Origin of the sequence: Baaleninema simplex PCC 7105 (assembly GCF_000332355.1) — a bacterium.
In the GTDB taxonomy this organism is placed as follows: Bacteria; Cyanobacteriota; Cyanobacteriia; order Cyanobacteriales; family Geitlerinemataceae; genus Baaleninema; species Baaleninema simplex.
Window position 1 is genome coordinate 192,971 of record NZ_KB235962.1, and the last position, 13,821, is coordinate 206,791.

At 52.9% G+C, this 13,821-nt stretch carries 12 protein-coding genes; 2 read left to right on the top strand and 10 right to left on the bottom strand.

Annotation, left to right across the window (positions count from 1 at the left end):
- Positions 1–91: 91 nt before the first annotated feature.
- Positions 92–214, top strand: a complete 123-nt coding sequence (locus tag GEI7105_RS40660) for a hypothetical protein (RefSeq protein WP_281167043.1) — start codon at positions 92–94, stop codon at positions 212–214.
- Here the strand turns inward: GEI7105_RS40660 and GEI7105_RS0126090 are convergent.
- Positions 211–1,311, bottom strand: a complete 1,101-nt coding sequence (locus GEI7105_RS0126090) for a class I SAM-dependent methyltransferase (RefSeq protein ID WP_017663313.1) — start codon at positions 1,309–1,311, stop codon at positions 211–213. The genes GEI7105_RS40660 and GEI7105_RS0126090 overlap by 4 nt on opposite strands.
- A 68-nt stretch (positions 1,312–1,379) precedes the next feature.
- Complete coding sequence (locus GEI7105_RS0126095; RefSeq protein ID WP_342662870.1) at positions 1,380–3,116, bottom strand: ABC transporter ATP-binding protein; 1,737 nt, start codon at positions 3,114–3,116, stop codon at positions 1,380–1,382.
- Positions 3,117–3,790: 674 nt separating this feature from the next.
- Here GEI7105_RS0126095 and galE point away from each other — a divergent pair.
- On the top strand, positions 3,791–4,819 hold the full coding sequence (galE, locus tag GEI7105_RS0126105; protein ID WP_017663316.1) for a UDP-glucose 4-epimerase GalE: 1,029 nt from the start codon (positions 3,791–3,793) through the stop codon (positions 4,817–4,819).
- Between the two features lie 36 nt (positions 4,820–4,855).
- Here the strand turns inward: galE and GEI7105_RS32600 are convergent, their stop codons facing one another.
- The 8 genes from GEI7105_RS32600 to GEI7105_RS32605 form a co-directional block, all read right to left on the bottom strand.
- Positions 4,856–5,221 (bottom strand): hypothetical protein, encoded by a 366-nt coding sequence (locus GEI7105_RS32600; protein ID WP_017663317.1) that lies wholly within the window; start codon positions 5,219–5,221, stop codon positions 4,856–4,858.
- A gap of 194 nt (positions 5,222–5,415) precedes the next feature.
- Entirely contained in the window at positions 5,416–6,189 is a 774-nt protein-coding gene (locus GEI7105_RS0126125; protein ID WP_017663320.1) for a hypothetical protein, read from the bottom strand.
- Between the two features lie 89 nt (positions 6,190–6,278).
- A complete protein-coding gene (locus GEI7105_RS0126130) occupies positions 6,279–7,205 on the bottom strand; it encodes an Npun_R2821/Npun_R2822 family protein (RefSeq protein ID WP_017663321.1) in 927 nt (308 codons plus the stop codon).
- 186 nt (positions 7,206–7,391) lie between these two features.
- Positions 7,392–8,387 (bottom strand): Npun_R2821/Npun_R2822 family protein, encoded by a 996-nt coding sequence (locus tag GEI7105_RS0126135; protein WP_026097981.1) that lies wholly within the window; start codon positions 8,385–8,387, stop codon positions 7,392–7,394.
- A 198-nt stretch (positions 8,388–8,585) separates the two neighbouring features.
- Complete coding sequence (locus GEI7105_RS0126140) at positions 8,586–9,995, bottom strand: LCP family protein (RefSeq protein WP_375339044.1); 1,410 nt, start codon at positions 9,993–9,995, stop codon at positions 8,586–8,588.
- Positions 9,996–10,141: 146 nt separating this feature from the next.
- Positions 10,142–11,425 carry an RNA-guided endonuclease IscB gene (iscB, locus tag GEI7105_RS0126145; RefSeq protein ID WP_017663324.1) on the bottom strand — a complete coding sequence of 428 codons (1,284 nt, stop codon included), beginning with the start codon at positions 11,423–11,425 and terminating at the stop codon, positions 10,142–10,144.
- A gap of 337 nt (positions 11,426–11,762) precedes the next feature.
- A complete protein-coding gene (locus GEI7105_RS0126150; protein ID WP_017663325.1) occupies positions 11,763–12,104 on the bottom strand; it encodes a hypothetical protein in 342 nt (113 codons plus the stop codon).
- A 183-nt stretch (positions 12,105–12,287) separates the two neighbouring features.
- On the bottom strand, positions 12,288–13,821 hold a 1,534-nt coding region (locus GEI7105_RS32605), incomplete at its 5' end, for a S8 family serine peptidase (protein ID WP_071592162.1).

Sequence of the window (13,821 nt, forward strand, 5' to 3'; positions counted from 1 at the left end):
CAAAGGGGGGCGAAGGGGGGATAGGGGGCTAAGGGGGGATGTGGTGAAGACTTCTTGAAACCTAGCCAATGGAGTATCAGTCAGTCTTGTATTGCCCCCTTCCATCGTCCGCGATATCGCCATCGCGACGGCCGAGACGCGGCCGTCGCCACAGATAGAGTGCGATCGGCTAGAACGCGATCGGCGAGAAATTCCGACTCGAGCGAACGCTTAACGGGCGAAGACTCGCTTGACTTTATGCCACAGGCGATCGGGCGAAGTCAGCGTTTCTAACTTGTTGGCGATCTGACCTTTGCACAGTCCCATACCGTAAAGACTTTCCGTGCGTTTGAGGTACTTCAGATAGCGCGTTCCCACCGGCTCGGAGGTCGTATTTTCACCCGTTGCGGCCGCCAAACACAGCTTGACCCACAGTTCCGGCGACTTCGACCAAGGAGTTTCGAGTTCGGCATCGGGAACGACTTTTTCGGCACAGTACCCGGCTCGACTGGCTAAACGCTGCACGCCTTCGATCGAGAAGTTGTATTTGTGCGCCAGGTGCAGGTACATCAACAAATTCCCCACCGCTGCCGGATGTCCGATTTCGTCAATGTGATAAATATCGGGAACGATAACGAGGATTTGCCCGTTGGGGTTCAAAAAGTTCCGACATTGGTTTAAAAACGCCACCGGATCGGTCAAATGCTCGAAAACGTGGTGCAGATAAATCAGATCGAATTTGACCTCGGGCATGGCGTTGCCGATGGCGTCGATCGAACCGTAAAACAAATTCGCCACGCCGTTTTGTTTCCCGAGTTCCATGACCGTCGTGTCGTAGTCGCATCCAGCAACGTGAAACCCCCGGTCTTGAATGGTTTTCAAGGCTCCGCCGCCACCGCAACCCACTTCGCACACCCAACCGCCTTCAGGCAGTTCGTCGGCGACTGTGGCGAGGATTTTCTCGGCGTAGCTGCGTTGGCTGGCAAAGTAACTGTCGTAAGTGCCTTCTTCGAGATCCATTCCGTACATTCGACGGTAGGTGTGAGTGTAAAAGTCGCCGAGGCTGGCTTCGTCGAGGTAAGGGTCGATGCGAACGGTTCCGCAACTGAGGCAGAGAACGGATTTAAACGGTAAGCCGTAGCGATCGATTTCGGACAGGAGAGCGTCGTTTTTCTCGGCACCGCAAGGACAAGTGGTCGGGTGCAGTCGATACTCGCCAGCGTCGAGCTTCGATCGCACTAAGTCGATGAGTTCCCGCTGGGTGGCAGAGACGGACGGTTTAAAGGGATGGGTGGGATTGAAGGCGAATCGCGGTGAAAGCACTTGAGACATCGCTAAACCTCTTCAAAAAATAGAAATAGGGAAAAAACGAAAAACAACACTCGGGCGATCTCGAACACTTATTGCAGGGCTTCGGGTTCGAGGACGACTTCGGAGTAACTCCCCGATTTGACGACGCGACCTTTTTCCATCAGGTAGATGCGATCGCAGTGTTCGACGGTGGTGAGACGGTGGGCGATGATAATGAGGGTTTTCTCGCCGCTGAGGGCTTGAATCGACTGGTTGACGAGATGTTCGGTTTCGTTATCCAACGCCGACGTCGCTTCGTCGAGAACCAAGATGTCCCGTTCGTGATACAACGCCCGAGCGATGCCGATACGCTGTCGCTGTCCTCCTGAGAGGCGAACCCCCCGCTCGCCGACTTGGGTGTCGATCCCCTCGGGTAAATCCTGCACCAGTTCGCTGAGTTGGGCGGCGTAGATGGCTTTGTCGAGGCGATCGGCGTCGATATACTCATCGTGTACTCCAAAGGCAATGTTGCGTTTGATGGTGTCTTCGGTCAAGAAAATCGACTGGGGAATGTAGCCGACGATATTCTGCCAAGCCCGCAAGTCGCGATAGATGGACACGCCATCGACGCGAATGTCTCCAGATTGGGGGAGGAGCAACCCCAAAATCGTATCGACGAGGGTAGTTTTGCCCGCCCCGGATTTCCCGATCAGCGCGATCGACTGTCCTTTTTCGAGAGTCAGCGAGACGCCGTCGAGAGCGTTTTCGTCCGCCATCGGGTAACGGTACACCAGCTCGTCGAGGCAAACCTCGTTTTGAAAGCTCATGGTACGGCTGGGGGCGTGACTCTCGTTGTCTGAGGCGGCGGTCAGATACCCATCTGGCAACCGTTCGGAGTTGCGCTGAGATTCGAGTTCGCGGATATCGGTGTAAATCTTGTTCAAGGCGTAACTCGAACTCCGCAGGGTTTGCGTGCTGTTTACGAGGTTGGTAATGGCGGGCATCAGCCGAATCGACGCCAGGGCGAAAATTCCCAACACCCCGGTTAGGTTGTCGATATTGTTGCCGAGGAGCAGGAAAATCGAGGTAAACCCGACGACGACGATGACGAGCATCGCTTCGACGACAATGCGGGGAATGAGTTTGATCGACAGTAAGGAACTGGCCGACTCTTCGTATTCTCGAACCCGCTGAGATAGGGCTTCTTCAAAGTAGTCGGCACATCCGATTACCTTGGTTTCTTTGATGCCGCCAATGCCGTGGTTGATCGTGCGGATCGTGGCTTCGTTAGATTTACTGAGGCGTTTTCCCCATCCCCGGACGCGATCTCGGTATGTATGCAAAATGAAGATTAAAGGTAAAAACAGCGCCAATATGACGACGACTGCTAACAGGTTGGTGGCGCAAAGTAAAATGCTTAACGAAATAATGACGATGAGGTTGGCCGCCGAGTTCAACAAGGTCATTAAAACGGAGTTGGAAAACGATCGCGTATCGTCGATAATGCTTTGAATGATATAAGCGCTGCTTTTGGAGAGGTGAAAAGTATAGGGTGCGTTGAGATACGCATCGATTAGTTTTTTGCAGAGTTCGCCTCTTTGATGGAAGCTAAAAACAAAAACGTAGCGTTTGACGTGCCAGGTAATCCAAGATTTAACAATAAAAATTATACTAATAACAAGACCGAGTAAAGCAACAAAAACTCGTTCGGAAGGAACGTTAAGAGTGCTGTAAATTGCGTTCGAGACAGGGTGGACGTGAATCGTTTCGGGATTGCCTGCTAAAGACAAAAACGGACCGATCAAACCAATGCCGAAAACCTCCAAGCTCGAAACAAATACGAACAACCCAATAATCCAAAAAAGACGCTTTTTAGGGGCAGGAAGAACGTACAGAAATTTTTTTAGATACCCTAACATTTGAACTCTCTAATACAATAAAAAACAAAGCGTTCTGTGCTTTGAGTTCCAGGGAGTTCGCGTCCGATCGCGCGACTCTTGCTGGATTGGTCTGAGTGTATTTTGTGGGCGATCGCAAAACGGAGAGGGGGAGTTATGAAACTTTGTCGGTTATAAAAACGTAAAAACGCGACGCCGTTGGGTCGAAAACATAGCCCGTTTGTCAAGCAGTTGCGTTCGTGCTTTGCTGTTGAAGATAACACAGGGTCGTGAGACGGCGCTCTCTGTGACGAAAAAACTTAGCGAAATTTTAAATTTGACTGAGACATTTAAAGATTTGTTTGTGAATGCAGTGCGACACAGTTTGGATACTTGTCGCGGGAACGGGTACGGAGGAAACGCGATTTTACAGGTCGCCCGGAACCGATGGCAGTTTCGATCGCGATGATGGGGATCTCACGGAGACGCCTCGTTGAAATTACGGAGACGCTCGGGATTTCACTGTTGTAACACAAGTTCTCGCGCGATTGAAGTTGAGAGGTTCGCCAGCTTCGACTCGCGGGCGATCGCGCCGAACTTTGACACGATCCGGAAATTTCAGCCTATGCTAAGCACTAGGAGCTATGCCCTGTAAGGAGAAATCAGCCGTGTCGTCAGCCAAACCGACGATTTTAGTGACCGGAGGCGCGGGATATATCGGCTCTCACGCCGTTCTCGCCTTAAAAGATGCTGGATATGAAGTTCTCGTTCTCGACAATCTCGTCTACGGACATCGCGATTTACTCGAAACCGTCTTGAAGGTGGAGTTCGTCGTCGGCGACACCACCGATCGCCCCTTGCTCGATCGCCTCTTCCAAACCCACGACATCGCCGCCGTCATGCACTTCGCGGCCTACATCTTCGTCGGCGAGTCCGTCACCGATCCCGCCAAGTACTATCACAACAACGTCGTCGGAACCCTCACGCTGCTCGAAGCCATGCGATCGGCTTCAGTAGACAAGTTCGTGTTTTCTTCGACCTGCGCCACTTACGGCATTCCTCAGTTTATGCCGCTGACGGAAGACCACCCGCAAACACCCATCAATCCCTACGGTTACAGCAAACTCTTCGTCGAACAAATGCTGTCGGACTTCGATACGGCTTACGGCTTGAAGTCCGTGCGTTTTCGCTATTTCAACGCGGCTGGAGCCGACCCCCAAGGACGGCTCGGAGAAGATCACGATCCCGAAACGCATCTCGTTCCCCTCGTGTTACAAGCGGCGTTGGGAACGCGCGAGTCGATCGCTATTTTCGGAACGGACTACGACACCCCGGACGGAACCTGCGTTCGCGATTACATCCACGTCTGCGATCTGGCTCAGGCTCACGTTTTGGGATTGGAATACTTGCTGAAAGGGGGACGTTCTCAAACGTTCAACCTCGGAAACGGCAACGGTTTCTCCGTCAAGGAAGTCATTGAAGTGGCACGGGAGGTTACGGGGCGAGAAATTCCTGTCAAACTCGGAGAACGCCGTTCGGGAGATACACCCGTGTTAGTGGGCAGCAGTGCGAAAGCTCGCGAAATTCTGGGCTGGCAGCCTCAATATGCAGAGTTACACGATATTGTCGCCCATGCTTGGCAGTGGCATCAAAAACGCCACGGTTTTCGGTAACGTGAAGGCGATGGGGTCGGCGTTCGGTGGCGAGAGCTACTCGAGGCTGAAGCGGGGAACGGCAACGATACGACCGTAGAGGAAGTTCGGGCGGTCGATCGCCTCGCGAGCGGAGGTTTGGGGCGGCTGACAGCATAGGGCGAGTTTCGAGATGCCCGGCATTAAGTCCATGATTTTACCGACGAGACGTTCGGCGACGTTGACGAGTTCTTCGGTGTCGTCGAGGCTCGAAGCGATGATGAAGAAAGTCTGTTCTCCGGTCGGACTCGGGGCAAATCCGAAACTGCACTCGTACAGTAAATCTTGCAGCGAGTCGTCGAAAGCCTGACAAAAGTACGTCAAGAGGGCTTCGTGGAAATTTTGAGTCAGTTCGCGATCGCGAGAGCTGTATTCTGAAAGCATGGTGGGTATCCTTGAATTCTGCGCCGGGTGGGACGCTCGTATAACGCCTCGTCCTCTCTATACATCTACTGTGACGCGAAATAGGGAAAATTTCGACGATCTAGATCTATGACGGGCGCGATCGTCGATAGGTTTCGCAGCGATCGAGATGGGGTTTCGCTGAGATCTCGATCGCACGGGGTCAATCTGCCGTTTTACCGATAGTAAAAATCAAACTCTTTTAACGCTCGCAACCGCGCCCGATTCAAACGATAGTGATAGCCGAGGCGTTTGCTGAGGTTTTGCCATAGCGTCGGTTTGGGGCGACTGTAGGACGCGTCGAGATGTTTGCAGCAGGCGGCCAGGTCTTTAAAGCCGTCGAGTCGTGCCGTCCAGTCTACTTTGGCGGCGGCCAACCCCATCAGGTTTCCATCGCCACTATACATCCCTTTGAGTTCCATGTAACGGGCGATTTTGTCCCAAGCCCGCACGAATTCGATTTCTCGTCCCTCGTCTCGGGCGACGATGTAGAGGGCTTCGCCGATCCAAGTGGCGCGATCGAACGCGGCCTCTGGAATGTCGAGTTTCTCTGCTACTCGTTTGAGATCGGGAAGGTTTTGCGGACGGTATTTCCCGACGTGTTGAAGAAGGTTCTCGCTGCGGGCGGTAATTCCGGGTTTCCACTCGATTTCGGGGAGATCGCCGACGAGTTCGGTGTCGGCGTCGATGTGAATCGCCACGCGGAACATGGAGAGGGCTTTTTCGATGAGGAAGCGGCGATCGTTCGAGCAGCGTTGAATTCCCTGTTGTGCGTGTTTGAAGGCGATGACGTTTTCGCAGTCTTGAAAGTCTTCGGGGCGATCGCTAAAGACGACGAACGACGTACCGGGCGATTTCTCGCGCAGTTGAGCGGCGAGGTTTTTGGCAAAGTCGCGGTAGCGTTGGCTAATCGCGATCGAGCAGAAGCAGTAGTCTTTCTCTGTTGACATCGTCTCCAGTTCCTTGGTGGGGTCGAGTCGGGATTTTAAGAACAGTGTCGTACTTTTTGGTACGTTTTTGGTTGTTAGATTTGAATACCTTAAGGCTTGAATTTTCTCAGGACTGATTTGACCCGATCGATCGCCTGTCGCGTCCAGCTTTTCGGAGGTGGTGCGATCGCCGGTCGGTCGGGAATCGGTTCGCCGAGATAGCGGTAGTGTTGCCAAATCTCCCAGTAGGGACAGCCCGGTTCGATGCGGACTCCCGCCCAGTGAAGATATTGCAGAGGCTGGCCGGTTTTGGGATCGAAGAGGCGATCGCCTTTTTGCTCGAAGTGGGGACTTCCCGCCCAGCTTCCGGGAGCGCCACCGGGACGACGCACGACGTTAAACCGACGGGAAATCCGTTTGAGAACCAGGTAGTTGAAAATGGGTTGGTCGGTGGTTTTTTGGGAAAAGTCGAAGTAATCGGGATGCTGGGCGCATTCGGTAAAGGTATCGTATAAATCCTGCACGGAAAACAGATTTTTTTTCGAGGCCCACCACCCGCTGTTAAACACGTCTTTGAGGTCGTCTTCGGTAAATACGCCCTCTTCTAACACTTTGGGGGTAAAGACGTTGGCGATGCTGTTCGTGTATTGATAGTCGCAACACAAAAAATCGTATTTGTCAAGATATTTTAAATTATCGATAATTTTTTCAAACACGACTATATCGACATCGATATAGAGAAATTCGTCGAACGGTCCGAACCAGCACGCCTGTTTTCGTTGTTTGTTGGGATTGTTAAAAAAGTCTTTTCCAAAAATCTCGTGAAGTTGCTGACAGAGGGTTTCGACGAATTCTAAATCCTCGTAAAGCTGCACGCCGTATTCTTTCGTGACGATTTCGGCGACCTTTTGATGGTTGTCGTCGAACGGAATCATGACGATCGGCGTTTCGGTGTCGCGGTGGCGAATGCTTTTCAGTAGGGCGATCGTCTGTTCGTAAACTTTATCGTTGGCGACGATATAAATCCCACGAGTCATAGTATTGACCAGGTATACTGACGAGATATCGTGACAAAGAAGGGGGAGATAAAAAGTTGTTTAAATCCTCGTTCGAGATCGCAACACTTGTTGTTTGTTTGGCAAAATACGGTCTCGTGAGAGAGTTGCCCGCAAACGATGAAACTTAGCTTTGCAAACCCTCAAGTGTTGGCACGAATTTTAACATTAGCGCGTGAGGTTGAGTTTTTTAAGGATACGTTGCGTCAAAGTCGGTTTGGGGTTGTAAGGCTTGGGTTTTCCGGTGAGTTTGGGGCGTTTTTCCGGCTCGTGAAGGTAACGATAGTGTAAAAACAGGTCGCGATAGGGAAATTCGACGTTTTCTCCCGTACAGACTCGCGAGAAGGCGTTCAGCGGAATCCCGATGTAATGAAGATAAGTTAAACGCCGACCTTTATCGTAAAGAACGTTATTTCGATTTTCAAAATGAGGCGAAGTGACGCAACATCCTGTTTTTTCGTCGTCCGATCGATGGTGAGCGAAATTGTAAACGGACTTGTGCGATCGCATCATCATGTAATTGACGATCGACTGATCCGGACCGTTGACGTAGAGAATGTCCGCCTCGTCAGATTTAAGATGCTCTAACAGTTCCTTTCGAGCCTCTTCGTCAAACAATCCCTTTTTCGTTCCGTAAAATCCCGCACAAAAAATTTCCGATTCGATGCGTTCTTTCGGAAAAATATCGTAAAGTTTTTCTGAGGTTACGTCGTAAACGTGAGACGGATCTTTATATTGAAAATCGTATACGACGCAATCGTAAGTCTCGAGCTTTTCAAAAATAAAATCGACCGAATCCATCAACAGCGTATCGCCGTCCATATAGATAAAGCGATCGAACGGCCCGTCAAACCCACAAAACCGTCGGTGCATTCCGACTCGATTGAACCGTTCTCCCGGCTGCAAGTTCCAACGTTGAAACGCCGTCGGGTGCGTTTTCCAAATCTCTTCTGCAAACGTTTCCCAGCGTCGGATCGACTCAGTATCGTCGTACAGTTGGACGTTGGGACGGCGGGCGATTTCGGCCGCGACGCGATCGACGTTCTCGTCGTAGGGAAAAACGCAGACGGGCATCTGCGGTCCCTGCACGGCTTCAATACTGTTGAGGAGCGCGACCAATTGATCGTAAACGCGATCGTTGGCCAGAGTACAAATTCCATCCATAAGGTTCGCTCGTGCCGTGGATTGGTTGTCAGTGAATCGGGTCAGTTCGTGGGGACGATCCCAAAAACTGCTCGGTGACAGAAAGTAGGGGGTAGATGCCGATACTGTCCGTATCTTAACCGCTTTTTTCGCGAGTCGCGAGGGGCGATCGATCGCGAGTTCCATCGGATGCGATCGCCGGTTTTCCGCTTCGACGATTTACCACAAATCCGACCGGACGTAGGACTCTTGGCGATCGAGCCAATCCCGTCCGAGTTGAATCGTGATATCCGACTGCAAAACCCCCGTACTTTCGACGCGCACTTCCCCAAATCCCAGCGAACGACGCAAATCCACCGCACTGTCGCGATCGCCGTTTTGAGCGACGATGCGCGTTTCCCGCAACGGTTCGGTCCACTGATAGTCTTCGTAAACGTTGCGGTATCCCGCCTCGACCAACTTGTTAATCAGTGCGTCGACCGCTTCGGGTTGGTTCGTACTATCTTGAATCGCAATGCGAATATAGTACGGATCGGCCATCCACGCCTGAGCGGGGGCTTGTTCCCGTCCAAAATGTTCGGCGACCAACGCATCGATACGATTGTAATTGGGAATCCAATAACTGGGGTCTTGAGGCGTTACGGGGCTGTTAAAGTCCCCCGGAAGCATGAGCATTTGAGCGTTTTCGCGGCTGGTCTGGCTGGCGAAATTCAGCAACGCCACCAGTTCCTCGATACTCAAGTTCGTATCGACGTGTTCTTGAATCGCCGAGAGAATGTTGGGAAGGCGCACGAGGGTCATGGGATTGACCGCTTGTTCGATAAACGCCCGCATCAAAATTTGTTGGCGTTGGATGCGGCCGATATCTCCTAACCCGTCGTGACGGAACCGCAGAAATTGCAGAACTTCGTTTCCGTTGAGGCGTTGCTCTCCTTCCTTGAGGTCGATGTAGAGGTGTTGCGTCTGGTCGATGTACTTCATATCTTTGGGGACGTACACCTTCACGCCACCGAGGGCGTCGATGAGTTTTTCGATCCCCTGAATGTTGACGCGAATATAGCGATCGATCCCCACGCCGCCGAGTAAATCGCTCACCGATCGCGCACTTAACGCCGGACCGCCGAGAGCGTTGGCCTCGTTGATTTTCGTGTCGCCGTACCCTTCAACCCACGCCAGGGTATCGCGAGGAACTGACAGTAACGTCAGTTGGTGGCTCTCTGGCTCGAAGCGCACTAACAGCATACTGTCCGACAGACCGTCGAGAGAGTTGACGAGGGGATCGTGACCCGACCGTTCGAGGGGTCTCCCCAAATCGGAGTTGAGAACCTTCGTCCCCAACACCAAAATATTGACCGGTCGCGTCAGTTCCGGCATCCTCATGTTGGTCATCGCCAGGTCGTCCTGGCTGAAGATCCCGCGATCTTCAGGACGCAGTTTCGTTTGCATTAAGGGAGTGCTGGAAAGAGAAACTGCCAACAACGCTCCAGCCGTAGCCGAGAGCATCGCCACTCCCGTAAGTCCCAATCCCAACCACAGCCAACCCAACCCCGATTTCGAGGAGTTTGGGGACGAAGCAGCGCGATCGGGATGTTTCAGGAAAGATCGATCGGAACGGTTCTGTGCTGACACGGAATTCCTCACACACGAAAAGTCTACGAAAACGACGGTACTCGCTCGCTACCATCTAAAATGCGGGAAGGGGACTCCCGTTATATCCGACAGGATTAGCGGGAGGGGAATTCCCGCCAACAAACGAACTGCCCGACAGGGCATCCTTATTTCGAGAATCTGTATTCATAGCCGTCTGATTTCTGAACAGTCGTCAGATATTTCGGATGAACGTCAAAAGGTTTAACCCCAGCGTTCAGTCGAAAGGAAGGGCGAAACCGAATAGCAATCCGCCCCGTGTAATTTCCGGCGAATTTTCCTTGAGGAATTGTCGCCTTGACTATATCGCCGGTTTGGAAACCTTGAAAAGATTTGGCTTTCGGGGCAACAGCCCTCGGAAAACCGTATCGATCGGGACGACATCGTTGCCGAACTCCGTGACCTTTGGCTGCAACGAGTAAAGGTTTCTCGACCGCGACATCTAATCGATCGGGAGTCGATTTCCCGACACAAGCAGCATCGAGCCAGTGAGTTTTCGGCAACCCCAATTGGGTACGGTTGAACTTGGTTAAACCCCCCGTTCCCACTTCAACGGGCAATCCAGTTTCTTTCAACTGTTGGTACAGCTTCCAGCGAGTTGCGTTGACTGCTGCCGCATCTTTTAACGGCGCTTTTGCCTGTTTCAAAATACGGTCGAGAACGGACGGTTTGCCCGATAGAAACTCGCGAATATCTCGGTTTCCCTTAGCTTGGTTGCACTGATGGCAAGCCAAAGCGAGGTTAGAAACTCGGTCGCTCCCTCCCTGAGATTTGGGATGAATATGTTCGACCTCTAACGGCAGGTTCTCAGCACCGCAGTAGGCGCACTTTCGACCCCACTTTTCTAACAAGAACTCGCGGATCTCGTAACCCAACAATTCGCCCTGCTGATACTCAATACCACTCACTTCGGGGTCTTGGAGTTTCTGGGTATCGAACCGCACGAGTTCTTGAGCAATCGAGACGATCGGACAAAGTTTTCGCAAACGGTTCACCCAGGTCATCGTAGTTTCGACCCGATGGTTGAGAGACGGTGGAAGCCAACCCTTCGGACGAGTACGATTAAGAAAGCGAGGCTTTCGGTAACGAGTTTTTCGATGGCGTCGGGAGCGTCGTAAAGCGCGACGCTTCTCTAAGTCGTTCTTAATTTGCTGTCCGCGATGGCTGAGTTCGGACACCCAAATGACTCGGTTTTCGGACAGGATAGCCAACCCAGTTGTTTGCGAGCCGGGATCGATTTTGAGTTGAGTTTCGGGAACGACACAATCTTTGGCTTCAATCTCGTGCAAGATAAGGGTAAATGGATAGCGACGAAATACCGAAGCTCGACCGGATTTCAGGAGCCGCCGCGCCTTGGCTGGATGGCATGGTGCTAGGGGGTTTTTGTCTTTGTCTAGAACGAAAACGTGCATAATACACAACTCCCAAAAGGGGTAACGTTTGCCTCGCCAAGGTTACGTCTCGGTACTCTCTGAAAAGCACTGCCTTAACCCGTTTAAAGCTGTTTAACTTTTCAGTTCTAGAGCGACAAGCTGGCAACGTACTCGTCGGTAGGAACTTAAACTCTCGGACGTAACGTAGTCTTCGGAAGACTTAGGCTGGTCAACTTGTGGGCTTTTTCAAGCCCCCGTCATAGCCAACAGGCTTGACGGCGGGTTGTTGACATATTAGCGTTATCGATCGCGCGGAGAATCAGCAATTTCCGATCCCGAGTTTTTCGTAGATTGACGACCGTGTGTTTGCGGTCTGTCAGGGAAGGCGATCGCTCAGATTACTAATTCCCGGCAACCATACCGAACGCCCGAAATAGAGCCTCACCATCAATCCAAAGCAGGTGAGGAAATACGTCGTCGTCCAAACGCTACCGATAGCGAGAAGCGGTACAGTTCCCACTTCAGTCGCATTCACGGCAGTTCCTAACAAAACATACCCCAGCAGCCAAGTTAACGCCAGCGTCACGGACAAACGGCTTACCGCATTTTGATTTCGGCTGCCGTTTTTCCGATACAGCGTCCACCAGGCGAAAAAGAAGCCAAAAACCGGCGTCGCGTAAAAGAGTAAGGAACGAAGTTCGGGATCTCGTGAGGTCATAGCCTTATCAGGAGGGGGAGAGGGGGAGACAGGGAGAGGGGGAGACAGGGAGAGGGGGAGACAGGGAGAGGGGGAGACAGGGAGAGGGGGAGACAGGGAGAGGGGGAGACAGGGAGAGGGGGAGAAACTGTCAACTGTTTCCACTGGTGACTGGTGACTGGCGACTGGCGACTGAAACACTGTTCACTCTTCACTGTTTGTCACCGTCCACCAGGCGAGGGCATAGTCTTGCTCGGCGTCGTTGACTTGGCGGTTGTAGACGACGCGGAGTTTGTACCGGCCGGTTTCGGGGACGGCGTGAAAGACGTGTTCGACGCTATCGACGGGACTCGTCGAAGACCAGATGCTGTCGGAAATGTCGTCGGAATCGGCAGGCATTAGGTAAAGGTCGAGGTTGTTGAGGCCGCGATCGCTAAACGTCTCGCCTTGGTCGTACAAGCCGTTTCCGTTGGCGTCGTCGAGATCGACTCGGCGACTCCAGGTCAGGGTGGCGGCCACGTAACTGTCGGCTTGTAGGGGTTCGTCAATGACGTAATCGCGATAGTTGTTGGTTTCGACTCGGTCAAAATCCCAGCCGATCGCAGGAATCTCGTCGCTCGGTCCCCACTGACCGGGACTGAACTGCTGGTACGCTCGAAAGGCGTTGAGATGGCCGGTTCCCATGCCCCGATGTAACGGCACTTCGGGGTTGTTGTGGGCGTCGGAGGTGAGCCAGTTTCCTTCTTGGCGATCGCCGATGGTGCGCGTCATTCCCTGTAACAGCCCGTTTCCACTATCTTGCACTTTATCGGCGGAGTTGAGGAGTACCGCTTTCATGACTTGGTGGCGGCGACTGTCAAGGCTCCAGTGAGGGGCGTTTTGGCTCAGTTGGCGATCGCCGTATTCTTGTAGTAACGCCACGACTCCCGCCACGTGAGGAGCGGCGAAACTGGTTCCGGTACTTTGAAAGACCGTACCGTCGGGACGCAGGAGATCGACGTTGCGACCGGGAGCTAAAAGACTGACGAGGCGGCGTCCGTCGATGTTGGTTTCGAGTCCCACGAGACGACTGCGAACGCCTTCAAACACGCTACCGAGGTTGGAAACGTCCACGCGATCGAACACGCCGTTTTCGGCTCGACTGAACGCCACGTTCACCCCGTTAAAGTTATCGGTGGGAATGGGAATGCCGCCGTTGCCTTGGTTTCCGGCGATGACGTAAAGAACGTCGTGCTGGTTGGCCGACCAATCGATGCAGAGGGTCAAATGGGCGTTTCCGTCGAGAACGGCATTGTCGCGGGGATCGAGCCAGAGGGGTTCGCCGAAGCTGAAGTTAATTGCCCGCACGTCGTCGCTGTTCTGCAACGCGACGTGTTGGGTGGTGGCGCATTCTTGGGCTTGGCGGTTCGCTCCCATTTCCGTCGCGGCACCTGCCGAGTACAGTTGGGCTTCTGGAGCGACTCCTACGGCCTCTTTATGATTGCTCACCATCACCCCGGCGACGCTGTGGGCGTGGGCGTCGACGTTGGTTTCCATTTGGGCGGGGGCGTCTCGCATAAACACCCCCGCGAGGTCGGGGGCGTATTGGGTGTAAGGCGGAACGTCTTTGTCGAGTCCGAATTGAGCCGGACGCCCGATTTCAACTTGTCCGATGCCGATTTTGCGCCCCAAGAGGTTGTAGGGTTCGGCATGCAGGCGTTGGGCGTCGATCCCTCCTTCTCCGGTCGAAGAGGTGGCT